The following is a 21,237-nucleotide window of genomic DNA, read 5'->3' on the forward strand; positions in this document are numbered from 1 at the left end:
GTGCGGCAAACCGGCGACGAAAGCGCACGCACCTTTCTGTTCCGCCACATGCCGCAACCGCGACCTGATCGCATGGCTCGACGGGCGATATGTGCTGCCCGGAAATCCGATCGAAGAAGATGGCGAACACGGTTGAGAAGACGGTTGACCGCCACCCCGGCTTCTGCCTATACGCCGCGACCCGTGCCTAGGTAGCTCAGTTGGTAGAGCATACGATTGAAAATCGTAGTGTCGGCGGTTCGATCCCGTCCCTGGGCACCACTTCCCCCCAAATTTCTGAATCGGTGGTGTTGCCCTCTGGGCAAGCGCGACAATGCCTGGCAGGTTACCGCCATGGCTTACGGTGTGCTCATGCACCGCGCAGACAGTATCTACGACGATCACCCCGAGGCGCGGTATCAATTCCCCGACCGGTATCTCAGCCGTGCAATGACCATGGCCGGCGACTGGGTACTCTATCTAGAACCAACGAAAGTGAAGAACAGCCGGGGGTATTTTGCAGTCGCCCAAGTCGAGGCAGTCGTTCCCGATCTGACAGCATCAGGCATGCATCTTGCACTGATCGCACCCGGCACGTTCCTGCCGTTTCCAAATCCGGTTGCCTTCTCGGGGAAATTCGGTCCAGTGGAGCGCGGCCTTCTCAACGCGATGGGGCAGTTAGGCGGCAACAAGCAGTCGGCATTGCGCACATTGTCGGCCGAGGATTTCGCCCGGATCGTCAATCTTGGCCTTGGCAGAGCAGACAAGACCTTGCCGCGCGTGGACCACGACCAGCCTGAGGAAAGCGACGCCCAGCCGACATTTGCAGTCGCAGAACCAACAGCCGCCTACACGTTCGATCCCGAACGCCAGCGTATCCCCAATCTGGGATCGAGGTGGTTCAGGGATCGCGCCTTCCGCAGTGCCGTGCTCAACGCTTACGATCGCCGCTGCGCACTGACCGGGCTACAATTGATCAACGGCGGCGGTCGCGCCGAGGCCGAGGCCGCGCACATCCGGCCGGTGGCAGAAGGTGGCCAGGACACGATCAGCAACGGCATAGCGCTTTCGGGCACAGTCCACTGGATGTTCGACCGGGGTTTGATCAGCTTGGACGACGACCTCAGGATTCTGGTTTCCCGACAGGTAAACGACGCGCAGGGCCTTCATCGGCTGCTGAACGCAAATGGTATGGCACACGCCCCGATCCTTGCAGCAAATAGGCCACATCCGACATATCTGGCATGGCACCGGGAAAACACGTTCAAAGCCTAGCCTTGTGCTCCGCCTGAATCAGCAACACCCAAAAACCCGCCACCGTGCCTCGTTTCGCCCCGGTCGGTTCACTGTCCGTCGCTTGTCGGGTGCCGTAGGTTGGCGCCGGATGCTATGCGGGCGGCTACCGATGAATTAACGACAAAGGGTCGCCAGCTTTCATGCCGCACCTTGGCCGACGTGCGCTTATCGGCGCAGCCGCTGCTGCCTTTGCAGCCCCCGCACCCGTTCTTGCCGCGATTTCTGCTGGTCGCACCGTCGCCGATGTTGCGCGCGAAGGGCTGGCACGCCATGCGCGCAGCATCCGCCACGACGATCTGGTCGGGGTCGCCGACTTCTCGCAGCCTTCGAAGGCGGCGCGCTTCTGGCTGGTCGACATGCAAAGCGGGCGGACGACAGCCCACCTCGTCAGCCATGGGCGCGGTTCTGATCCCTCGCACAGCGGCTGGGTGCAGCGCTTCTCGAACGATCCGGGGTCGGCTGCCTCTTCTCCGGGGGGGTATCGCACCGCTGATTATTATGTCGGCAAGCATGGCCGGTCGCAGCGGCTGATAGGGCTGGATCCGGAAAACAGCAACGCCGAACCGCGCGCGATCGTCATTCATGGCGCATGGTATGTTTCCGATGCGATGGCCCGCCAGCACGGCAAGATCGGCCGTTCCGAAGGCTGCTTTGCCTTCGACGAAACCAACGGCAGCCTCGATCAGGTGCTGGCCCGCCTCGGCCCCGGCCGCCTGCTGTATGCCGGGCGTTTCGGCATAACAGCCTGACGCCCGCCGGAGCTGCAATCAGCGCGAAAGCGCCGCGATCACCGGCGGATCGCGGCCATAGATGTCGGCGTAGGTGATTGCGGTTCCATCGGCTGCCGGAACCACCGTGAAATAGCTTACATGCACCGGCACCTGCCGTGCCAGCGGCACATTCGTCGTCCGCCGGGTGGCGATCGTGCTGTCGATCCGCGCGGCATCCCAGCCGGGCACGCCTTCCAGCAGCGCCAGCGCCAGCGCCTTGATGTCCTCGGTGCGCAGGCAACCGTGCGAAAAGGCCCTGACAGGTTTTGCAAACAGCGCCTTCGCCGGGGTGTCGTGCAGGTAGATCGCGTATGGGTTGCCCATCTCGAGCTTTATCTGCCCCAGCGAGTTTCCGGCGCCCGGCGCCTGCGTCACCGACAACTGCCCGCCTGACCAGTTCCACCGATAACCGCGCGCCCGCGCAACAGAAGGGCTGTTGCGAACAAGCCTGCCAACCGATTCCCGGATGATGCTTTGCGGCACCACCCACTGCGGGTTGAAGGTAACGCCCGTCACCACGGCGGAAAACTGCGGCGTCGCCATCTTGGGCTTGCCGACGACGATGCGGTGCGTCGCCACCAGCGTGTCACCCTGCCACAACCCGACATCGAACGACGGCACATTGGCCAGAAGATAGCGGTCGCCCAACTGGCGCGGCATCCAGCGCCAGCGATCGAGGTTGGCGCGGATGCGGTTGCGCCCGGCGGCATCGGCAGTTTTGGCAAGCGCGGTTTTCAGCCCGGCATAATAGGGGTGTGCCGGCAGCAGCGTGCGCAGCGTCTCGGCGGGTTTTCCGGCTGCAAGCCCCGCATCCATCCGGGCGCGCAGCCATTCCGCATCAGAACGGGGCGGCGGCGATTTCCAGCCGACGCGTGCCTCGGGCGGGGTGCGTCCGGCGGCATAGTCGGGCGCCAGCGCCATCCAGCTTGCGGCGGCTGCAACGGCGATGCGGCCCGCATCATGTGCAGCAAGGGCGGCTTCCAGTTCCGATGCGCCATAATGGGCCGGGTTCAGCCCTTCCATCGCAGATGCGCGCACTTCGGCCAGCGTTTCGCGCGCTGCTGCCTCGGTCCATTGCGCGGCGGCGGGGGCGGCGAACAGCAGGGCAGACAGCAGCAGGCTACGCATGGCCCTGTTCATCGCCTGCAATTTCAGTCTTCTGCAAGCGATTTCAGTTCATACAGCAGATCGAGCGCGGCGCGCGGGGTCAGGCTGTCGGGGTGGATGGCGGCCAGCCGCGTACGCAACGCGTCCTCGGCGGGGGGCGGCGGGGCGGCAGCGGCAAACAGCGGCAGATCGACCAGTGCCTCGCGCGCGCCGCGCCCGGCGTCGCCGCGTTCCAGCCTGTCGAGGATTTCCGCCGCGCGCGACAACACGCCTGCCGGAACACCGGCAAGCCGCGCCACGTCCAGCCCGAAGCTGCCGGGCGCAGCGCCTTCGGCCACTTCGTGCAGGAACAGCAGTTCGCCCTTCCACTGCCGCGCTGTCAGCGACCTCAGCGCCAGCCCGTCCAGCCGCCGGTCGAGCGCCGCCAGTTCGTGGTAGTGGCTGGCGAACAGGCAACGCGCGCCCACTGCATCGTGGATGCGTTCAAGGATCGCCCAGGCCAGCGCCAGCCCGTCCCAGGTTGCAGTGCCACGGCCCACTTCGTCCAGCAGCAGCAGCGAGCGACTTGTTGCGCCGTTCAGGATCGCCGCAGTCTCGACCATTTCCACCATGAAGGTCGAGCGCCCTTCGGCCAGACTGTCCGACGCGCCGACGCGGCTGTAGAGCCGATCGACGAGGCCGATCACCGCGCGCAACGCCGGCACGAAACTGCCCGCCTGCGCCAGCACCGCGATCAGCGCATTCTGCCTGAGGAACGTCGATTTGCCGCCCATGTTCGGGCCTGTCACCAGCCAGACCCTGCCGCTGCCTTCCAGCCGGCAGTCATTCGGCACAAAGGGTTCGCCTTTGGCCGCAAGTGCCGCATCGACAACCGGGTGGCGGCCGGCGGTGATGTGGAATTCGCAGCCGTCGGTCAGTTCGGGGCGCACCCAGTCGTGGCGGACCGCCAGTTCGGCCAGCGCCGCCGAACGATCGACCACCGCCAGCGCATCGCCAAGGGCGGCAAGGCGCGGCAGTTCGGCCAGCGCCGCATCGCGCAGGCGGGCAAGGTGGGCAGCTTCCAGCGCCAGCGCATCGCCAAGGGCGGCAGCAATGCGCGACGCAAGATCATGCAGTTCCGCCGTGCTGAAGCGCATCGCATTGCCAAGCGTCTGCCGGTGCTGAAAGCCGGGGTGTGCCAGCAGCGTCTCGGCCGCGCGCGACGGCACTTCGGCGTGATAGCCGATCACATTGTTGTGCCGCACCTTCAGCGTGGCAACGCCGGTTTCGGCGCGAAGCCGGGCTTCCAGTTCAACCAGCGCCGACCGCCCGTCGTGCGCAAGGTGCCGCGCCCCATCGAGCGCCGCATCATAGCCCTGCGCGATCACGCCGCCATCGGCAGCGTTTACCGGCGGGCTTTCAACCAGCCCCGCCGAAAGGTCGGCCAGCAGTTCGGGCGGCGGGCGCAGTGCCTGCCGGATCGGCGTCAGGGCGGCGGGCGCGCCGCCGTCGCTTGCCGCGTCGATGATGGCGCCCAGTTCGTCGGCCGCCTGCATCCCGTCGCGCAGGGCGCCAAGATCGCGCGGGGTACCGCGCGCCGCCGCCATGCGCCCCATCGCCCGCGCGATATCGGGGGCGCGGCGCAACAGCGCACGCGATGCGGCACGCAAACGCTCGTCGGCGGCGAACCATTGCACCATGTCCAGCCGCCCGCCAATGACGCCCGGATCCAGTGCTGGCGCTGCAAGCTCGGCGGCAAGCAGCCGGCTTCCCGCCGCCGTCAGGCAGAGGTCGATGGTGGAAAGAAGGCTTGCGTCGCCCTCGGTCAGTTCAAGGCTGCGCCGGGTGGCGGCGTCGATCGCCATCGTGCCATCGGCAACCAGCGCGCGCGGCGGCTTCAGCAGAATGGCCGCGCCGCGCGCCGTGGCATCCAGATGCGCAAGCAACCCGCCTGCGGCCGCCAGCCCTGCGCGCGGGAACTGGCCCAGACCATCCAGCATCGCAACGCCCGCAAGTGCCGTCAGCCGCCGTTCGGCAGCGCGGCTGTCGAACCGCGCGGCGGCGACGGCGGTGCCGCCGGGCGCCCCTTCGGGCACCAGGATTTCGGCGGGCCGAAGGCGCGCCAGCTCGTCCGGCAGGGACTCTGCGGCAATCTGTCCGACCCACAGGTCGCCGGTGGAGATATCGGCATAGGCAAGCCCGGTCTGCGCATCGCCCGGAAACACCGACAGCAGCCAGTTCGCCCGGCGCCCGTCCAGCAGCCGTTCCTCGGTCAGGGTGCCCGGCGTCATCACCCGGACGACCGCGCGCCTGACAACCGATTTCGAGCCGCGCTTGCGCGCTTCGGCTGGATCCTCGGTCTGCTCGGCGATGGCGACGGCATGCCCCGCCTTCACCAGCCGCGCGACATAGGCTTCGTGCGCGTGGACCGGCACGCCGCACATCGGCAGCGGCGCGCCCTGATGTTCGCCCCGGTGCGTCAGCGCGATATCGAGCGCGCGCGCGGCGGTTGCCGCATCCTCCAGAAAAAGCTCGTAAAAATCGCCCATGCGGAACAGCAGCAGCGCGCCGGGCGTTTCCGCCTTCAGCGCAAGATACTGCTGCATCATCGGGGTGGCAGCGGGCGTTTGTCCGCCGCTGGCGATTGCCGTTGTCATTCTCCACGCCTATCAACAAAGAAAGGGTGCGCAAACAGCGAATGAGAGGGACTGCATATGGCGGACAAGTCGGGCGAACGACCAGTATTCTCGGACCGGGAAGCCTTGCTGTTCCATTCGTCGCGACGGCCCGGCAAGCTGGAGATCGTGGCCACGAAGCCGATGGCTACCCAGCGCGACCTGTCGCTCGCCTATTCGCCGGGCGTTGCGGTTCCAGTGCGCGCCATCGCCGAAGATCCGGCAACCGCCTATGATTATACCGCCAAGGGAAATCTCGTTGCGGTGATCTCGAACGGCACGGCGATCCTCGGGCTGGGAAACCTCGGCGCGCTGGCGTCGAAGCCGGTGATGGAAGGCAAGGCGGTGCTGTTCAAGCGCTTTGCCGACGTGGATTCGATCGACATCGAACTGAAGACCGAGGACGTCGACCGCTTCATCGACGCCGTCGAACTGATGGAGCCGAGCTTCGGTGGCATCAACCTTGAAGATGTGAAGGCGCCCGAGTGCTTCATCATCGAGCAGACCCTCCGCGAGCGCATGGACATCCCCGTCTTCCACGACGACCAGCACGGAACCGCGATCATCACCGCAGCCGGGCTGATCAACGCCTGCCACCTGACCGGGCGCAAAATGGCCGACGTGCGGGTGGTGGTGAACGGCGCGGGTGCAGCGGCGATCGCCTGCACCGAGCTGATCAAGGCAATGGGCGTCCGCCACGACCATGTGATCATGTGCGATCGCAAGGGCGTGATTTATCAGGGCCGCGCCGAGTCCATGGACCAGTGGAAGTCCGCCCACGCCGCCGTCACCGACCGGCGTAGCCTCCAGGAAGCGCTGGTCGGCGCTGACGTGTTCCTTGGCCTGTCGGCGGCGGACGCGCTTTCGGGCGAAGACGTGAAGGCGATGGCGCCGTCGCCCATCATCTTTGCGATGGCGAACCCCGAACCGGAAATCCGCCCCGAAATCGCCAAGGCCGCCCGGCCCGACGCGATCATCGCAACCGGCCGTTCGGACTATCCGAATCAGGTCAATAACGTCATCGGCTTTCCGTTCATCTTCCGTGGCGCGCTCGATGTGCGGGCGACCAAGATCAACGAGGAAATGAAAGTCGCCGCCGCCGAGGCGATCGCCGCCCTCGCCCGCGAGGCCGTGCCCGACGAAGTTGCCGCCGCTTATGGCGGTTCGCATATCTTCGGCCCCGAATATATCATCCCGGCGCCGTTCGACCCGCGCCTCATCGAGCGTGTGCCGGCCGCAGTCGCCAAAGCAGCGATGGATTCGGGCGTCGCCCGCAAACCCATCATCGACATGGAGGCCTATACCCAGGAACTGCGCGCCCGCCTGAACCCTACTTCATCGACGCTTGCCGCAAGCTTCGACCGCGCGCGCGCCCGCAACCGCCGGGTCGTGTTCGCCGAGGGCGAACAGGAAGTGGTGCTGCGCGCGGCGGTCACCCTGCGGCAGTCGGGCTATGGCATCCCGCTGCTGGTCGGCCGCGACGAACCCATCCGCGAGGCCTTTGCCCGCATCGGTGTCACCGACGTCGAGAATTACCCGATCTACAACAGCGCCACCTCGCCGCTGGTGCCCGCCATGATCGAGCATCTTTATGGCCGGTTGCAGCGCAAGGGGCATCTGAAGCGCGACGTGCAACGGATCGTCAACAACGAACGCAACGTGTTTGCAGCGCTGATGGTGGAACTGGGCGAAGCCGATGCGATGGTTTCGGGTTCCACCCGGCATTTCCATCATGTGCTCAATCAGGTGCGGCTGGTGATCGACCCTGTCGAGGGGCAGACGCCGTTCGGCTTTCACATCTTCGCCGGTCGTTCGCGCACCATCCTGATCGCCGACACCACCGTCACCGAGCGGCCGACCGGGCGCCAGCTTGCCGACATCGCCATCCAGACTGCCGCCGCCGCGCGGCGTATCGGCATCGATCCGCGAGTCGCTTTCCTTTCCTATTCGAATTTCGGCAATCCTCCGGGCAGCTATCTCGGCGCTCTGCACGAAGCAGTCGCCATCCTCGACGAGATGCAGCCCGGCTTCGAATATGAAGGTGAAATCTCGGTCGATGTGGCGCTGAACCGTTCGATGATGGACGTGTATCCGTTCAACAGGCTTACCGGCCCCGCGAACGTGCTGGTGATGCCGGGCCTGCAATCAGCCAACATCGCCACCAAGCTGCTGAAGGAACTGGGCGGCGGGCGCGTGATCGGGCCGGTGCTGATGAACCTTGCAAAGCCCGTGCAGATCGTCCCCATGACTTCGGGCGCAACCGACATCGTTACAATGGCGGCACTGGCAGCGGCCGGGGTTGTTCAATGAGCCTTCCGGCAGTCCTCATGATTCATGGCATGTGGAGCCGGCCTTCGACCTACACCACGCTAAGGGCAGAACTGGAAAAAGCCGGCATCCAGAGCGCGGCCGTTACCCTGCCCTGCCACGACATTGCCCCCGGCAGCCCGCCGCCAGCCGCGCTGTCGACGACCAGGCTCGCCGACTATGTCGAGGCGCTCGAACGCGAAGCAGGAAAGCTCGATGGGCCGGTCGTGGTGCTTGGCCATTCGCTGGGCGGCCTGCTGGCGCAACTGCTGGCCGAGCGGATCGATCCCAAGGGCCTGATCCTGCTTTCCACCGCGCCGTCGGCGCAGGCGGGCGCGATGGGCACGGCCTTCACGCTGTCGGCCATGCGCACGCTCTGGGGGGTTGCAGGCGGCTGGGGCTGGTGGAACGAACCGACCCTCATCGACGAGGAAAGCGCCCGCGCAGGCATCTTCAACGGCGTGCCGGAAGCCGAAGTGCGACCGGCGCTTGCCGAACTGACATGGGATTCCGGCGCGGTGCTGGCGCAGATTTCCGCCCCCTTTCTCGACTCCGACAAGGGCAGCCGGGTCCGCTATGAACGGCTGACGATGCCGTCGCTCGTCATCACCGGCCTCGAGGACAGGATCGTGCCCGCCGCCGTTTCGCGCAACACCGCGCGGCTGCTGGCGTCGGCAGGCAGCCGGGTCGACTATGAAGAATGGCCGAACACCGGCCACTGGCTGTTCCACGATGCCGCGCGCCCGAAGCTCGCGGCGTCGATCGCCCGCTTCGTTGCGTCGCTCGGCTGACATCAAGGCGCTCGTTTCAAGGGAGAATGCAGCACATGACATCCGGCTCGGGGCGAACTCTGCAATTTTCCGAGGATGGTGTGACCGACGGCCTTCCGGCGCGGGGTCGGCGCGGGCTTTCCCGTCGCTCGCTGCTGGCGGGGCTGGGCACGGTTGCAGCGGGCTTCAGCCTGCAGGCCTGCGGCGGCGGCAAGGACGGCGGCAGCGATGCCAAGATCAATTTCTATACGTGGGATACCTACACAGGCGAAAACACGCTGGAAGACTTCCAGAAGGCGACCGGCATCCGCGTGCAGGCCAGCTATTTTTCCACCAACGACGAACTGTTCGCCAAGCTGAAGGCCGGCAACCCCGGCTATGACGTGATCGTGCCTTCGAACGAATTCGTCACCCGCATGCGCGAAGCAGGGATGCTGTTGCCACTGGACATGGCGCTGATCCCCAACGCGAAAAACATCGCGCCTGAATTCGCCGGCCTCGATTATGATCCGGAACCCCGCCACAGCCTTGCCTATACATGGCTCGTCACCGGCATCGGCTATCGCAAGTCGCGGGTGAACGGCATCCCCGACAGTTGGAAATATCTCTACGAATCAGATCTTTACAAGGGCAGGATCGCGCTGCTTTCCGAAGCCGCCGACTTGATCCGGCTGGGCGCGAAGTATCTGGGAAAATCGCTGAACGGCATCGACGAGGCGACTGTCCGCGAAGTCGAGGCGATGCTGATCCGCCAGAAGCCGAACATCAAGGCCTTCCACGAGGATAACGGCCAGGACATGCTGCTGGCAGGCGACGTGGACCTGGTGATGGAGTTCAACGGCGACATCGCCCAGATCGCCCGCGAAGACCCGGACATCGGCTTCGTCGTGCCGAAGGAAGGCTCGTTGCTGAACGCCGACACGCTGGCCATCCCGAAGGGCGCGCCGCGCCCGGAAATGGCGCACAAGTTCATCAACTTCCTGCTGGATGCCGAAGTCGGCAAGCATATCGCCGAAACCATCCTGTTCCCGACTCCGAATGCTGCCGCCAAGGCGCTGATGCCCGCAAGCTATCGCGACGATCCGATCATCTTTCCGCGCGGCCCCGGCATGGACCGGAGCGAGTGGGGCCGCTTCGAAGGCGCCGAACAGCAGCGCATGTTCGAAGATGCGGTGACGCGCGTGCGGGCGGCCTGAGCCGCCGGGGGGCGAGGCGATGGCGGCCAACAACTTCGGCGAACGGCGGTCGCCCGGTGCGCTGATCGGGCTGCTGGGGCCGCCGCTCGGCTGGTTCCTGCTGTTCTTTGCCGTGCCGATGGCGGTGGTCTGGGCCTATGGCTTCGGCACCAACACCGGCGTTGCCGAGATCGAGATTTCGGGCAGCTTCGCCAATTATGCCCGCGCGCTCGAACCGCTCTATCTCGGGATATTGGGGCGCTCGCTTGGGTTTGCCGCGCTTGCCACACTGATCTGCCTTGCAGCCGGATTTCCGCTGGCGCTGGCGATCAGTTTTGCCGAACCGCGCCACAAGACATGGCTGCTGATCGCAGTGATGCTGCCGTTCTGGACGAACATGCTGATCCGCACCTATGCGCTGATCGCCCTGCTGCGCGACGAAGGGCTGATCAACCGCGCATTGGGCACCGCCTTCGGCTGGGCGGGCATTCAGCCGTTGCAGATGATGAACAGCAATTTCGCGGTGCTGGTCGGGCTGGTCTATGTCCACCTGCCCTTCACCGTTCTGCCGCTCTATGCGGCCCTCGACCGGCTCGACCGTTCGCTGCTCGAGGCCAGTCTCGATCTTGGCGCCGGGCATCTGCGCACGATCCGGTCGATCGTGGTGCCGCTGGTGGCGCCGGGAATCGCCGCCGCAGTGCTGCTGACGTTCATCCCGGTGCTGGGCAGCTATCTGGTGCCTGATCTGCTGGGCGGCCCGGACAGCCTGATGATCGCCAACGTGATCGAGCGGCAGTTCAAGCGCGCAAACGACTGGCCGTTCGGCGCCGCGCTCTCGTTCCTGCTGATCTACCTCACCTTCTTCGCCATCGCGCTGAGCACTGTGGCAGGCAGAAAGCAGCGGCCATGAGCAGGCAACCAGCCGGCCTTCTGGACTATGCCCGGCGTTGGCCGCTGCGGTTGTGGATGCTGCTGGTCGGGCTGTTTCTTTATGCGCCGCTTGGCGTGCTGGTCGCCATGAGCTTCAACGACAGCCGCCGCACCGTCCGCTGGGAGGGGTTCACGCTGCGCTGGTATGCGCGCGTCTTCGAGGATGCCGAACTGGTGCAGGCGCTGGTCAATTCGCTGACCATCGCCGCCCTGTCGACGCTGATCAGCCTGCTCCTCGGCACGCTGGCGGCGCTGGCGCTGTGGCGGCTGCGCTTTCCGGGGCAGGGGGTGGTCGCCGGTGCCTTTTCACTGCCTATCGTGGTGCCGGAAATCTGCATGGGGGTGGCGATGCTGATTTTCTTCTCGCGGGTGCTGCCATGGCCGCAGGAACTGCCGTGGCCGCTGTCGCTTGGCGCGATCGTGATCGCCCATGTCAGCTTCAGCTTCCCGTTCGTTGCTGTCGTGGTGCGGGCGCGCCTCGAAAGCTTCGACCGCGCACAAGAGGAAGCCGCGCGTGACCTTGGCGCCAGCCCATGGCGGGCACTCGTCGATGTCGTGCTACCGCACTTGCGGCCGGCGCTGCTGGCGGGCGCACTGCTGGCGTTCACGCTCAGCCTCGATGACTTCATCATCACCTTCTTCACCGCCGGGCCGGATACCGTCACCTTCCCGGTGAAGGTCTATTCGATGGTCCGTTTTTCCGTCAGCCCGAAAGTGAACGCCATTTCCACCCTGCTGCTTGCCGTGACCGTGCTGCTTACCTTCATCGCTCTTCGGGTGCAGGCGGCAGCGCCTATTGCCGGGCGCCGCTGATGGCCGGCAGCAGCCCCCGCCCGATCATCGAGATCGAAAACGTCAGCCGCAGCTTCGGTGCGGTCGTCGCGGTAGATCAGGTAAGCCTCAGCATCGCCGAGGGCGAATTTTTCGCACTGCTCGGGCCGTCGGGCTGCGGCAAGACCACGCTTTTGCGGATGCTCGCCGGATTCGAAACGCCAACCAGCGGCCGCATCCTGATCGACGGGGCGGATGTGACGAGGCAGCCGCCCAACCGTCGGCCAGTGAACATGGTGTTTCAGAACCACGCGGTGTTTCCGCACATGAACGTGCTGGCAAACATCGAATATGGCCTGAAAATGGAAGGGATCGGGGCCGCCGAACGCCGCCAGCGGGCCGAGGATGCGCTGGCGCTGGTACAGATGCCGGGCCTTGGCGCGCGCATGCCCGACCAGCTTTCCGGCGGCCAGCGGCAGCGGGTGGCGCTGGCGCGCGCCATCGTGAAACGCCCGCGCGTGCTGCTCCTCGACGAGCCGCTCTCGGCCCTCGACGCCAAGCTGCGCGAGGAACTGCGCTTTGAACTGTCGGCCCTGCAGGACCGGTTGGGCATCACTTTCGTGATGGTGACGCATGATCAGGACGAGGCGCTGGCGCTGGCGACGCGCTGCGCCGTGATGCACAAGGGCGCACTGTTGCAGGTGGCGACGCCCGCCGACCTCTATGAACTTCCGGCCTCGCGCCTCGTCGCCGACTTCATCGGCTCGGTGAACCTGTTCGAGGGCCGGGTCGTCGAGGACGCCGGCGACCATGCCGTCATCGAGCTTGCCGAAGCCGGCATCCGCGCATGGCTCGACCGCAGAACCGGCCTTTCCGCCACCGCACCGATGTGGCTGGCGCTCCGCCCGGAACGGGTCGAACTCCACAAGCTGACGGCGGACAGCCACCCTCCCGAGATGGAGGGGACACCGGCGGGCCATAATGTGGTGAGAGGAACCATCATGGGCATCGCATATCTTGGTTCGGAATCCGTTTACGACGTGGCGCTGGCAGGGGGCAAACGCGTGCGCGTGATCCGCCCCAACCTCACCCGCTGGGACCAGGAGGACTTCACCTTCGACGAGGAAGTCTGGCTGGGGTGGCACGCCGAAGCCGCGCACATGCTGCTGGCATGACGGAAGCCCCCGAAATGCAGCCCGACGAAGTGTTCGTGCCGGTGCCGGGCGGGCGCATCTTCACCCTGCAATGGGGGGAAGGCCCGACGCTGCTGTTCACCCACGCAACCGGCATGTGCGCGCGCGCCTATCTCGATCTGCTGTGGCCGCTGGGCAGCCGGTTCCGGGTGATTGCGCAGGATGCGCGCGGCCATGGCCGCACAGAGCTGGAAGCAGACCCGCAGAATGTGCCGTGGGACTGGAAGATCTACCGGCAGGATCTGGTGCATCTGGTCGCGGCGCTGGGCGGCGGGCCGGTCAGGCTTGCCGGGCACAGTTTCGGCGCCACCTGTTCCTTCGAGGCCGCAGCCGAAACACCGGGACTTGCCGTGTCGGCCTGCCTCATCGACCCGCCGATGGTCCACTTCGATCTGGCGGCAGGCTATCGGGCGATGCGCGATGCCGGAACATTGCAGCCGAACCCGATGGCGGTGCAGGCGTTGCGCCGCCGCAGCCGGTTCGACGATGCGGCCGCCGCGCAATCGGCCTATCGCGGGCGCGGCGTGTTTGCCGGATGGCCCGACCGCGCCCTCGACGACTATCTGCAAGGCGGCCTGCTGCCAGTCGGCGACTGCGTGCGCCTGGCGTGCACGCCGGCGTGGGAATCAGCCAGCTATTGCGGTGTATCGGCTACCTTCGAAGCAAGCGCAGCCGTTGCCGATTTTCCGGTGACGCTGTTGCTGGCCGGGGAAAACAGCACGGTGCAGTCCGCCGAGGAAGCGCGCTTTCGCGCGCTGCAACCGGCCGCTGTCGTCGAACGCTTTCCCGGCACCGGGCATTTCCTGCCTGTCACGCATCCGCATCTGGTGCGCCCCTATCTGGAGGCGCTGGCCTGACGCCGCCGCAACCGGACTTCAGCCAAGCCAGTGTTCCAGCGCGGCGTTCACTGCCGCAGGCTGTTCGAGGGTGGCAAGATGCCCGGCGCCGGGCAGCACCACAAGTTCCGCACCGGGGATCGCCAGCATTTCGTCCTGGTGCGCGCGCGTGGCGATACCATCGGCGTCGCCCCACAGGATCATTGTCGGCACGCGGATCGCCGGCAAGGTCGGGCGGCTGTCGGGCCTGCCCATGATCGCGCGCTGCTGGCGCAGGAATGTCTCGGCTCCGGTGTCGGCGGCCATCTGCCGCGCCAGCGTCAGCAGCGCTTCGTCGCTGCGCCGCCCGGTTGAAAACAGCAGCGGGATGCGTTCCTCGATCACGTCGGCGAAGCGGCCGCTTTCGACAAGATCGATATAGCCCTGCCGCCGCGCCGTCTGCGCCGGGCCGTCGTTGGGCGCAAGCGTGGCCAGCAGCGCCAGCCGATCGACCCGTTCGGGCGCCTGCCGCAACACTTCGAAGGCGATGAACCCGCCCATCGCCAGCCCGGCAAGCGCAAACCGCGCGGGCGCCGCATCCAGCAGTCGCCGCGCCATCCCGGCGATGGTGTCGTCGCTTTGGTGATCCGATACCGAAACGGTGCGCGCGGCGGAAAGCGCCGCGACCTGCGGCGCCCAGACGCGCTGATCCAGCAACTGGCCACAGGCCAGCACAAGGGGAAGCGCCGTCACGATCAGGCCACCCGGTGCAGCAGATCGTCGCCGTTGCGCACCCTTCTGGCGTTTTCGGCCGCCACCTTCATGCTGCGGTTCAGCGTCTCGGGCGTCAGCCACGACACATGCGGCGTGACGACCACCTGATCGAGCCGGAGCAGCGGATTGCGCGGGTCGACCGGTTCACGGTCGAACACGTCCAGCCCGGCGCCGCGCAGGTGGCCGTTTTCCAGCGCCGCAACCAGCGCCGCCTCGTCGATCAGCTCGCCGCGCGCGGTGTTGATCAGCACCGCCCCTGCGGGAAGCGACGCCAGCGCCGCCGCGCCGATCATGCGGTCCGTCTCGGGCGTCAGCGGCACATGCAGCGACAGAATGTCGGCGCGACGCAGCAGTTCCGGCAGCGGCACGCAGGCATAGGGCAGCTCGGGGCGCGGCTGCTGTTCGGCATAGATCACCTCGGCGCCAAGCGCGTCCAGCGCGCGCGCCAGCCGCTGCGCCGAATTGCCCATGCCCACCAGCCCGACCGTCCGGCCGCTGATTTCGCCGCAACTGTCCTTCAGGTCGGTGTTTTCATCCCAGCCACGCCCTGCCCGTGTGCGGCTGTTGAAGCCGTGCGTGCGCCGCAGGACCGCCAGCATCAGCGCCAGCGCCTGTTCGGCCACCGCCTGGCTGTTGGTGCCGGGCATGTTGCAGACGGCGACGCCTTTCGCCTTCGCTGCTTCGATGTCTATCGTGTTTACCCCGACGCCGATCTTCTGGATCAGTTTCAGCTTCGGCGCCCCGGCGATCATGTCGGCCGTCACCGGCACCAGCACATGCAGCAGCACATCGGCGGTCTTCAGTGCTTCGGCAAGGCCCGGCTTGTCCTCGTCGTCGATGATGGTGACGACGCCGCTGCCGAACACGTCTTCCACCTGTTCGACGAAGGCGCGGCTGGCGCGTGTGTGCAGGACGATACCCATCAACCCCTCCCCAAAGCGGCGGCGACGGGCGCCGCGAACGCGGAAGGCCCGGCAAATCGCGCGTTCGCGCCAAGTTCTTCCTCGATGCGCAGCACCTCGTTCCATTTGGCCATGCGTTCGGAACGGGTGAATGAACCGACCTTCAACTGGCCCGCATCCCAGCCGGTCGACAGGTGCGAGATGGTCACGTCCTCCGTCTCTCCGGAACGGGCGGATACGATGGTGCCCCACCCGGCCTCGCGGGCGGCATCGAGCGCGGCCTTCGCCTCGGACACGGTGCCGACCTGATTGACCTTGATCAGCGCCGCATTGCAGACGCCGCCCGCCACTGCATCGCGCACCCGGCGGGCGTTCGTCACCAGCACATCGTCGCCGATGATCTGCACCCGGTCGCCAAGCGCCCGCACGACCGCCGCCATGGTTTCCCAATCGTCCTGACCGGCTGGATCCTCGATCGAAAGAATGGGATAGCGGCCGGCCCATGCAACCATCAGTTCGGCCATTTCCGTACCCGACAACTGCGAGCCATCGAGCGCCATCCGATAGCGGCCATCAGCGCAAAATTCATTGGCCGCCATGTCGAGCGAAATGAACACTTCCTCTCCGGCGCGGTAGCCCGCTTCCTCGATCGATCTGGTCAGCGTGTCCAGTGCGTCCTCGTTCGACGTGAAATTCGGCCACCAGCCGCCTTCATCGGCGACACCGGTGATCGGGCTTTTCGCTTCCATCAACCGCCCCGCTGCCCGATATACATCGGCGGTGATTTCCAGCGCCCGGCGGAAACTGCCGGCGTGCGGCGCCATCACCATGAAATCCTGCACGTCGGTGCGGCGGCCGGCGTGGGCGCCGCCGCCGAAAATCTGGATTTCCGGCAGGGGAATGCGAACCGGACGGCCTTGCGCCAGCCAGCGCCATGTCGGGACGCCTTCAGCCGCCGCCGCCGCATGCAGCACCGCCATCGACACCGAAACCAGCGCATTGGCCCCGAGCCGCGAACGGTCGGCCGTGCCATCGAGTTCAACCAGCGCCGCATCGATCGCCGCCTGATCGCGCGCATCGCGGCCCACCAGCACCGGCGCGATTTCCGTCGCCACATGATGCACAGCGCGGTCGACGCCCATGCCCGCCTGCCGGTCGCCGCCATCGCGCAGGTCGATCGCTTCGTGCGCCCCGCGCGAGGCGCCCGCAGGTGCAATCGCCCGGCCGACAGCGCCGCCCGCCAGACGCACTTCCGCCTCGACCGTCGGCCTCCCGCGCGAATCCCAAAGCTGGCGCGCCTTCACTTCGACGATGTTCCACTTCACGCGGATGGTTCCCCTTGTTGCGGCCAGCCGCGGATCATCCCGGCAAGGCTGATGGACGGTTGCGACAACAGGAAAAGCGCCGCCGACCGGATGGTCTGCCTGGCCTGTTCATCGCGGATGTAGGGTGCGGGCGACTTGCCGTCGATGCGGGCCAGCAGCAATGCGGCGGCAAGCGCCGCCACCCGTGCCGACAGTGCCTCGCGCGGCTCCCAGTCGGCGCCTTCGATATAGGCATCGGCCAGCGCCGTGGCTGCGGCGAGCATTTCCCCGGCGTGGCCGGTAACATGCACCGCTTTCAGCAGCAGATGCGTCACGCAGAAGGCAGGGTCGAACGCCGGGTCGCCGAATAGCGCGCATTCGGCATCCAGCAGCACCGGGCCTTCGGGGCCGACGAGGATGTTCTTCGGGCTGACATCGCCATGCACCAGCGCCGTCCGCCGGGTGGCAAGATCGTCGGCCAGCGCAGCAAGGCGCGCCGACGCCGCCGGATGCACGCCCGCCACATGCCGCAGGAACGGATCGATCCGCAGCGCCTCGAACAGCGGGCCGTTGTCGAATTCCGCGGCGACCGCCGCATCGCCTGCGGTTGCCGCATGTACCCGCGCCAGATCACGCCCGACGCGTGCGGCAAAGCCTGCATCCACCCGCCCGGCAAGCAGTTCATCCTTCCACACCGGATGCTGATCGGCGGGAAGCCACTGCATGGCGAAGACATGATGGACCGGGTCGTCGGCCAGCACCTCGGGGCAGAGGTGCGGCACGATCGCATGGGCGCGCCGCAGCCAGCGCACTTCGCTTTCGGTGCGCTCGACGGGGGCGAACCAGTCGGCCTCGACGCGAAGCTGCGCCAGCGCCCGCTTGACCACGCAGATCGCGCGGCCGCCCTGATCGACACGCCAGACATCGCAGGAAACCCCGCCGGTCAGCGGCACCAGCGAAAGTGCGGCACCTTCGGCCACCAGCCCCGCCCCGGCAAGCAGCCGGCCGACCATCGCTTCGTCGTCGCCAGCCATCGCCGTCAGGACTTTTCGCGAATCCAGTCGGCGACGAGGTCCGCCGCCGTCTGCCGCTCTGCCAGCGAATCCTCGAAATAATGCGCGCCGGGGATCAGTTCGAGGCGCTTGTCCTTTGCGCCGATGAAGTCGTGGATCTTGCGCGCGTCGCTTGGAAAGACCCCCGTGTCGGCGGCGCCCTGCACCACCAGCGAGGGATTCTTGATCCGCTCCAGATGCGGCTTGCCCTGACAGGGCGAGGTTTCGAGGCTCCACATGTTGAGCCATGTGCGGATGGTGTTTGCGCGGCCGATGCTGGGCGTGCGGTTCGCCAGCGCCGGGACGCCGCGATAGCACCAGTTCGGCTTGCGGTCCGACGGATCGATCGCCGGGTCGACGCAGCGGATGTCGCCCCAGACGCGGAACATCGGGAAGATGCGGTCGGGGATACCGGCGTCGTTCAGGCGCTTCAGCTCGGCCTTCGCCCAGTCGGTGATGCGCTGGTTTCGCGCGCGCTGCGCCGCGCGATATTTCTCGATGAAGGCCGTCGAATAGGGCGGGCCATTGTCGGGGTTGAACGGGTCCAGTGCGGGATCGGTCGCCACGGGGTCGTTCTCGTCGATGACCGACGCATCCATCCAGTCGGTCAGGACTTCCGGGCGGCCCTGATGGGCGTTGAACGACACATAGAGGTCGCCCCCGGGCAGTTGCGCATAGGCGTCCTGCCCGGCGGGCGACAGGCCGGCGGCCAGCGTCGGTTGCAGCGCCTCGGCCTGATAGGCCCCCATCAGCGACCCGCCGCCCGAGTTGCCGAAAATCACCACCTGCTCGACGCCCGCCACTTCCTTCAACCAGCGCACGCCGACCGAAATGTCGAGAATCGCATGTTCCAGCAGGAACTGGTCTTCGAAGCCGCGATAGCGGGTGTTCCAGCCCAGAAAACCAAAGCCCTGACGCGCGAAATAGGGCGCGATGTAATGTTCGGTGAAGTCGACGTTGTAGTGGGTGGCGATCAGCGCCACCTTGGGGCGCTTGCCGGCGGGCGTGTAATAGATCCCCTGACACGGGTGCCCCCCGGCCTGGATGCGCGGCGCCGTGGGCGACACCATGCCGATGAATTGCGTGTCCACACCCGCGAGTCCGTTCGGATCCATGCCTCTCTCCCGATAATGATTAGAATGCGAAGGATATGCCGGGTTTTTGCCGCCCTGTCCATAGATAGCACGCAAGCCCGACACCCGCGCCAACGGCCTGGTATCAGGCCGTGAAATACACCTCAACCGGTTCGAAACCATCGATTTCCGCGCGGAAATGATCCCCGGCGGCGATCGGCGCCACCGGGCCCATCGCGCCGGTCAGGATCAGTTCGCCAGCACGCAGCGGCTCGCCCAGTTCGATGGCGTGGCGCACCGCCCATTGCAGCGCCAGCAGCGGGCTTCCAAGCACCGCCGCACCGCTGCCGGTGCTGACGGTTTCGCCATTCCTGCACAGCCGCATCGTCGCGGCCGACAGCTCCATGCCCGCGCCGGCCGTGCGCGCAGCGCCCACCACGCAGCCCCAGCCCGAAGCATTGTCGGCCACCGTGTCGGCCAGTGTCACGCGCCAGTCGGCTACACGGCTGTCGACAATCTCCAGCGCCGGGACGACCGCCCCGACCCTTGCCAGCAGCGCATCGGCATCGAGGTCGGGGCTGGTGATGTCGTCGGCCAGAACCAGCGCCAGTTCGGCCTCGATCCTTGGAAACAGCAGCCCGGCCATCGGCACGGTTGCGCCAGATTCGAACCGCGTCGACGCCCAAAGCGCGCCCAGATCCGGCTGATCGACACCGAACTGCCGCTGCGCCGCAACCGAGGTGAGCCCGATCTTGCGCCCCACCTCCACGTCGCCCGCTTCCCGGCGGCGGCGGCTGTTGTGGCGCTGCACGGCATAGGCTTCGGCCGCATCGACAAGCCCCATGGTCTGGCTGGGCGGTTCGATCGCCAGCGCCCCAAGCCGCGCTGCAAACAGGCTGTCGGCAATCGCTGCGATCCGTCCGGTCATTTGCCCTATTCCTCAATTCGTCGTAATTCGATAGCATACTAACGGATTTCACCGCCCTCAAGCTCTGTGAGGCAGCCGCCGCATGACGCCGTTCACCCGCCTTACATCGCCAATCGCCGCCCTGATGCAGGCCAATATCGACACCGACCAGATCCTGCCCGCAAACCACATGAAAGGCCTGACGCGAGCGGGCCTCGGCCGCTGGCTGTTCGAGAAACTGCGTTACGAAGCCGATGGAACGCCACGCGCGGATTTCGCGCTGAACCAGCCCGCCTGCCGCGATGCCCGGATACTGGTTGCAGGCATCAATTTCGGCTGCGGCTCGTCGCGCGAACATGCGGTGTGGGCGCTTGCCGACCATGGCATCCGCTGCATCGTGGCGCCAAGCTTCGGCATGATCTTCGAATCGAACTGCGCCAGAAACGGGCTGCTGCTGATCCGGCTTCCGGAAGCACAGACGATGCGCCTTGCGAACTTTGCGGGCCAGTCGGCGACCGTCGATCTGGACCAGTCGGTGATCCTTCTGCCGAATGGCGCACAGCAGCCGTTTTCGGTCGACGCCCGCGTCCGCCAGCGCCTCCTTTCCGGAGAGGACGAGATCGGCCGCACGCTGGCGCACGCCGCCCGGATCGACGCCTACGAGGCCAGAGCCGCAGGCTGAGGCATATCCTGCCGCATCGTGCGGGGATCGGTAATGCACCCGGCGATCGCGGAAGCAGCAACCATCGCCGGGCTCATCAGATGGGTTCGCCCGGCATGGCCCTGCCGGTTTTCGAAGTTCCGGTTCGATGATGATGCACAGCGTTCGCCCGGCGCCAGCCGGTCGGGGTTCATGCCGACGCACATCGAACAGCCCGGCTCGCGCCAGTCGAAACCGGCGGCGATCAGGATCCGGTCCAGCCCTTCGGCCTCGGCCTGCCGCCTGACGAGGCCCGATCCCGGCACCACCATCGCCCTGACGTGCGAAGCGACCCGGCGCCCGCGCGCGATTGCCGCTGCCGCGCGGATATCCTCGATGCGGCCATTGGTGCACGATCCGATGAATGCCCGGTCGATGGCGATGCCCGCAACCGGCGTTCCGGGTTCAAGGCCCATATAGGCAAGCGCCCGTTCCTCGGCGGCGCGGGCCTGCGCGTCGGTGTGGCGGCGCGGGTCTGGGATGGCGCCATCGATCGCCACGCTCTGGGCAGGGGTCGTCCCCCAGGTAAGCATCGGTTGCACATCGCCTGCATCCATCCGCATCTCACGATCGAAGCGGGCGGCGGCATCGCCCGGCAGCGCCAGCCAGTCGCGCAGCGCGGCATCCCATACATGGCCGTGCGGGGCAGCCGGACGCCCGGCCAGATAATCGAACGTCACCCGATCAGGCGCGATCAGCCCGGCCTGCGCCCCCATTTCGACGCTCATGTTGCTCAGCGTCATCCGGCCTTCCATCGA

At 66.5% G+C, this 21,237-nt stretch carries 20 protein-coding genes and 1 tRNA gene; 12 read left to right on the plus strand and 9 right to left on the minus strand.

The genetic code is table 11. From position 1 onward, the window contains the following. From yacG to AC16JP_RS06720, 4 genes are all read left to right on the plus strand, one after another. A partial coding sequence (gene yacG / locus AC16JP_RS06705; RefSeq protein ID WP_484339851.1) for a DNA gyrase inhibitor YacG occupies positions 1–136 on the plus strand: 136 nt, incomplete at its 5' end. A 49-nt stretch (positions 137–185) separates the two neighbouring features. Beyond that, positions 186–261, plus strand: a tRNA-Phe gene (locus tag AC16JP_RS06710). A 72-nt stretch (positions 262–333) separates the two neighbouring features. Next, positions 334–1,254: an HNH endonuclease gene (locus tag AC16JP_RS06715; protein WP_484339833.1), complete on the plus strand. Its 921-nt coding sequence runs from the start codon at positions 334–336 to the stop codon at positions 1,252–1,254. Between the two features lie 161 nt (positions 1,255–1,415). Further along, positions 1,416–2,024, plus strand: a complete 609-nt coding sequence (locus AC16JP_RS06720) for a murein L,D-transpeptidase catalytic domain family protein (RefSeq protein ID WP_484339834.1) — start codon at positions 1,416–1,418, stop codon at positions 2,022–2,024. A gap of 18 nt (positions 2,025–2,042) precedes the next feature. Here the strand turns inward: AC16JP_RS06720 and AC16JP_RS06725 are convergent, their stop codons facing one another. Both AC16JP_RS06725 and mutS read right to left on the minus strand, forming a co-directional pair. Beyond that, positions 2,043–3,173, minus strand: a complete 1,131-nt coding sequence (locus AC16JP_RS06725) for a L,D-transpeptidase family protein (protein ID WP_484339835.1) — start codon at positions 3,171–3,173, stop codon at positions 2,043–2,045. Between the two features lie 23 nt (positions 3,174–3,196). Beyond that, complete coding sequence (mutS, locus tag AC16JP_RS06730; protein ID WP_484339836.1) at positions 3,197–5,788, minus strand: DNA mismatch repair protein MutS; 2,592 nt, start codon at positions 5,786–5,788, stop codon at positions 3,197–3,199. Between the two features lie 57 nt (positions 5,789–5,845). Here mutS and AC16JP_RS06735 point away from each other — a divergent pair, with 57 nt between their 5' ends. Genes AC16JP_RS06735 through AC16JP_RS06765 form a run of 7 tightly spaced genes read left to right on the plus strand, consistent with a single transcriptional unit; the run spans position 5,846 to position 13,809 of the window. Beyond that, positions 5,846–8,116 carry an NADP-dependent malic enzyme gene (locus tag AC16JP_RS06735; RefSeq protein WP_484339837.1) on the plus strand — a complete coding sequence of 757 codons (2,271 nt, stop codon included), beginning with the start codon at positions 5,846–5,848 and terminating at the stop codon, positions 8,114–8,116. A gap of 17 nt (positions 8,117–8,133) precedes the next feature. After that, positions 8,134–8,904, plus strand: coding sequence for an alpha/beta hydrolase (locus tag AC16JP_RS06740; protein WP_484339852.1), 771 nt, complete (start codon positions 8,134–8,136; stop codon positions 8,902–8,904). Positions 8,905–8,939: 35 nt separating this feature from the next. After that, entirely contained in the window at positions 8,940–10,079 is a 1,140-nt protein-coding gene (locus AC16JP_RS06745; RefSeq protein WP_484339838.1) for an ABC transporter substrate-binding protein, read from the plus strand. Positions 10,080–10,098: 19 nt separating this feature from the next. Continuing rightward, positions 10,099–10,968, plus strand: coding sequence for an ABC transporter permease (locus AC16JP_RS06750; protein WP_484339839.1), 870 nt, complete (start codon positions 10,099–10,101; stop codon positions 10,966–10,968). After that, positions 10,965–11,801 carry an ABC transporter permease gene (locus AC16JP_RS06755; RefSeq protein WP_484339840.1) on the plus strand — a complete coding sequence of 279 codons (837 nt, stop codon included), beginning with the start codon at positions 10,965–10,967 and terminating at the stop codon, positions 11,799–11,801. The genes AC16JP_RS06750 and AC16JP_RS06755 overlap by 4 nt, the downstream gene beginning before the upstream one ends. Next, positions 11,801–12,934 carry an ABC transporter ATP-binding protein gene (locus AC16JP_RS06760; protein WP_484339841.1) on the plus strand — a complete coding sequence of 378 codons (1,134 nt, stop codon included), beginning with the start codon at positions 11,801–11,803 and terminating at the stop codon, positions 12,932–12,934. Before AC16JP_RS06755 ends, AC16JP_RS06760 begins: the two co-directional genes overlap by 1 nt. Next, a complete protein-coding gene (locus AC16JP_RS06765; protein WP_484339842.1) occupies positions 12,931–13,809 on the plus strand; it encodes an alpha/beta fold hydrolase in 879 nt (292 codons plus the stop codon). The genes AC16JP_RS06760 and AC16JP_RS06765 overlap by 4 nt, the downstream gene beginning before the upstream one ends. An 18-nt stretch (positions 13,810–13,827) precedes the next feature. On the opposite strand, the gene AC16JP_RS06770 is transcribed toward AC16JP_RS06765, so the two are convergent. From AC16JP_RS06770 to AC16JP_RS06795, 6 genes are all read right to left on the minus strand, one after another. After that, positions 13,828–14,520 (minus strand): alpha/beta fold hydrolase, encoded by a 693-nt coding sequence (locus AC16JP_RS06770; protein WP_484339843.1) that lies wholly within the window; start codon positions 14,518–14,520, stop codon positions 13,828–13,830. A gap of 2 nt (positions 14,521–14,522) precedes the next feature. Then, positions 14,523–15,464 (minus strand): 2-hydroxyacid dehydrogenase, encoded by a 942-nt coding sequence (locus AC16JP_RS06775; RefSeq protein ID WP_484339844.1) that lies wholly within the window; start codon positions 15,462–15,464, stop codon positions 14,523–14,525. Further along, positions 15,464–16,768 carry a phosphopyruvate hydratase gene (eno, locus tag AC16JP_RS06780; protein WP_484339845.1) on the minus strand — a complete coding sequence of 435 codons (1,305 nt, stop codon included), beginning with the start codon at positions 16,766–16,768 and terminating at the stop codon, positions 15,464–15,466. The genes AC16JP_RS06775 and eno overlap by 1 nt, the downstream gene beginning before the upstream one ends. Next, entirely contained in the window at positions 16,765–17,781 is a 1,017-nt protein-coding gene (locus AC16JP_RS06785; RefSeq protein WP_484339846.1) for a phosphotransferase family protein, read from the minus strand. Before AC16JP_RS06785 ends, eno begins: the two co-directional genes overlap by 4 nt. Before the next feature lie 5 nt (positions 17,782–17,786). Further along, positions 17,787–18,914, minus strand: coding sequence for an alpha/beta hydrolase (locus tag AC16JP_RS06790; RefSeq protein ID WP_484339847.1), 1,128 nt, complete (start codon positions 18,912–18,914; stop codon positions 17,787–17,789). A gap of 103 nt (positions 18,915–19,017) precedes the next feature. Next, the gene (locus AC16JP_RS06795) at positions 19,018–19,800 is read right to left on the minus strand and encodes a 2-keto-4-pentenoate hydratase (RefSeq protein ID WP_484339848.1); all 783 of its coding nucleotides are present in this window, start codon (positions 19,798–19,800) and stop codon (positions 19,018–19,020) included. Between the two features lie 82 nt (positions 19,801–19,882). On the opposite strand from AC16JP_RS06795, the gene leuD reads away from it, so the two are divergent. Further along, complete coding sequence (leuD, locus tag AC16JP_RS06800; RefSeq protein ID WP_484339849.1) at positions 19,883–20,461, plus strand: 3-isopropylmalate dehydratase small subunit; 579 nt, start codon at positions 19,883–19,885, stop codon at positions 20,459–20,461. Here the strand turns inward: leuD and AC16JP_RS06805 are convergent. Further along, positions 20,437–21,237: aconitase family protein (locus AC16JP_RS06805; protein ID WP_484339850.1), on the minus strand; the 801-nt coding region annotated here is incomplete at its 5' end. The genes leuD and AC16JP_RS06805 overlap by 25 nt on opposite strands.

Source organism: Sandaracinobacteroides sp., from assembly GCF_057137845.1.

What these genes read in the sequence shown, in the direction of transcription:
- AC16JP_RS06715 (WP_484339833.1), top strand. Translation starts at nt 334, where the DNA reads ATGGCTTACGGTGTGCTCATGCACCGCGCAGACAGTATCTACGACGAT.
- AC16JP_RS06720 (WP_484339834.1), top strand. Translation starts at nt 1,416, where the DNA reads ATGCCGCACCTTGGCCGACGTGCGCTTATCGGCGCAGCCGCTGCTGCC.
- AC16JP_RS06725 (WP_484339835.1), bottom strand. Translation starts at nt 3,173, where the DNA reads ATGCGTAGCCTGCTGCTGTCTGCCCTGCTGTTCGCCGCCCCCGCCGCC.
- mutS (WP_484339836.1), bottom strand. Translation starts at nt 5,788, where the DNA reads ATGACAACGGCAATCGCCAGCGGCGGACAAACGCCCGCTGCCACCCCG.
- AC16JP_RS06735 (WP_484339837.1), top strand. Translation starts at nt 5,846, where the DNA reads ATGGCGGACAAGTCGGGCGAACGACCAGTATTCTCGGACCGGGAAGCC.
- AC16JP_RS06740 (WP_484339852.1), top strand. Translation starts at nt 8,134, where the DNA reads ATGATTCATGGCATGTGGAGCCGGCCTTCGACCTACACCACGCTAAGG.
- AC16JP_RS06745 (WP_484339838.1), top strand. Translation starts at nt 8,940, where the DNA reads ATGACATCCGGCTCGGGGCGAACTCTGCAATTTTCCGAGGATGGTGTG.
- AC16JP_RS06750 (WP_484339839.1), top strand. Translation starts at nt 10,099, where the DNA reads ATGGCGGCCAACAACTTCGGCGAACGGCGGTCGCCCGGTGCGCTGATC.
- AC16JP_RS06755 (WP_484339840.1), top strand. Translation starts at nt 10,965, where the DNA reads ATGAGCAGGCAACCAGCCGGCCTTCTGGACTATGCCCGGCGTTGGCCG.
- AC16JP_RS06760 (WP_484339841.1), top strand. Translation starts at nt 11,801, where the DNA reads ATGGCCGGCAGCAGCCCCCGCCCGATCATCGAGATCGAAAACGTCAGC.
- AC16JP_RS06765 (WP_484339842.1), top strand. Translation starts at nt 12,931, where the DNA reads ATGACGGAAGCCCCCGAAATGCAGCCCGACGAAGTGTTCGTGCCGGTG.
- AC16JP_RS06775 (WP_484339844.1), bottom strand. Translation starts at nt 15,464, where the DNA reads ATGGGTATCGTCCTGCACACACGCGCCAGCCGCGCCTTCGTCGAACAG.
- AC16JP_RS06785 (WP_484339846.1), bottom strand. Translation starts at nt 17,781, where the DNA reads ATGGCTGGCGACGACGAAGCGATGGTCGGCCGGCTGCTTGCCGGGGCG.
- AC16JP_RS06790 (WP_484339847.1), bottom strand. Translation starts at nt 18,914, where the DNA reads ATGGATCCGAACGGACTCGCGGGTGTGGACACGCAATTCATCGGCATG.
- AC16JP_RS06795 (WP_484339848.1), bottom strand. Translation starts at nt 19,800, where the DNA reads ATGACCGGACGGATCGCAGCGATTGCCGACAGCCTGTTTGCAGCGCGG.
- leuD (WP_484339849.1), top strand. Translation starts at nt 19,883, where the DNA reads ATGACGCCGTTCACCCGCCTTACATCGCCAATCGCCGCCCTGATGCAG.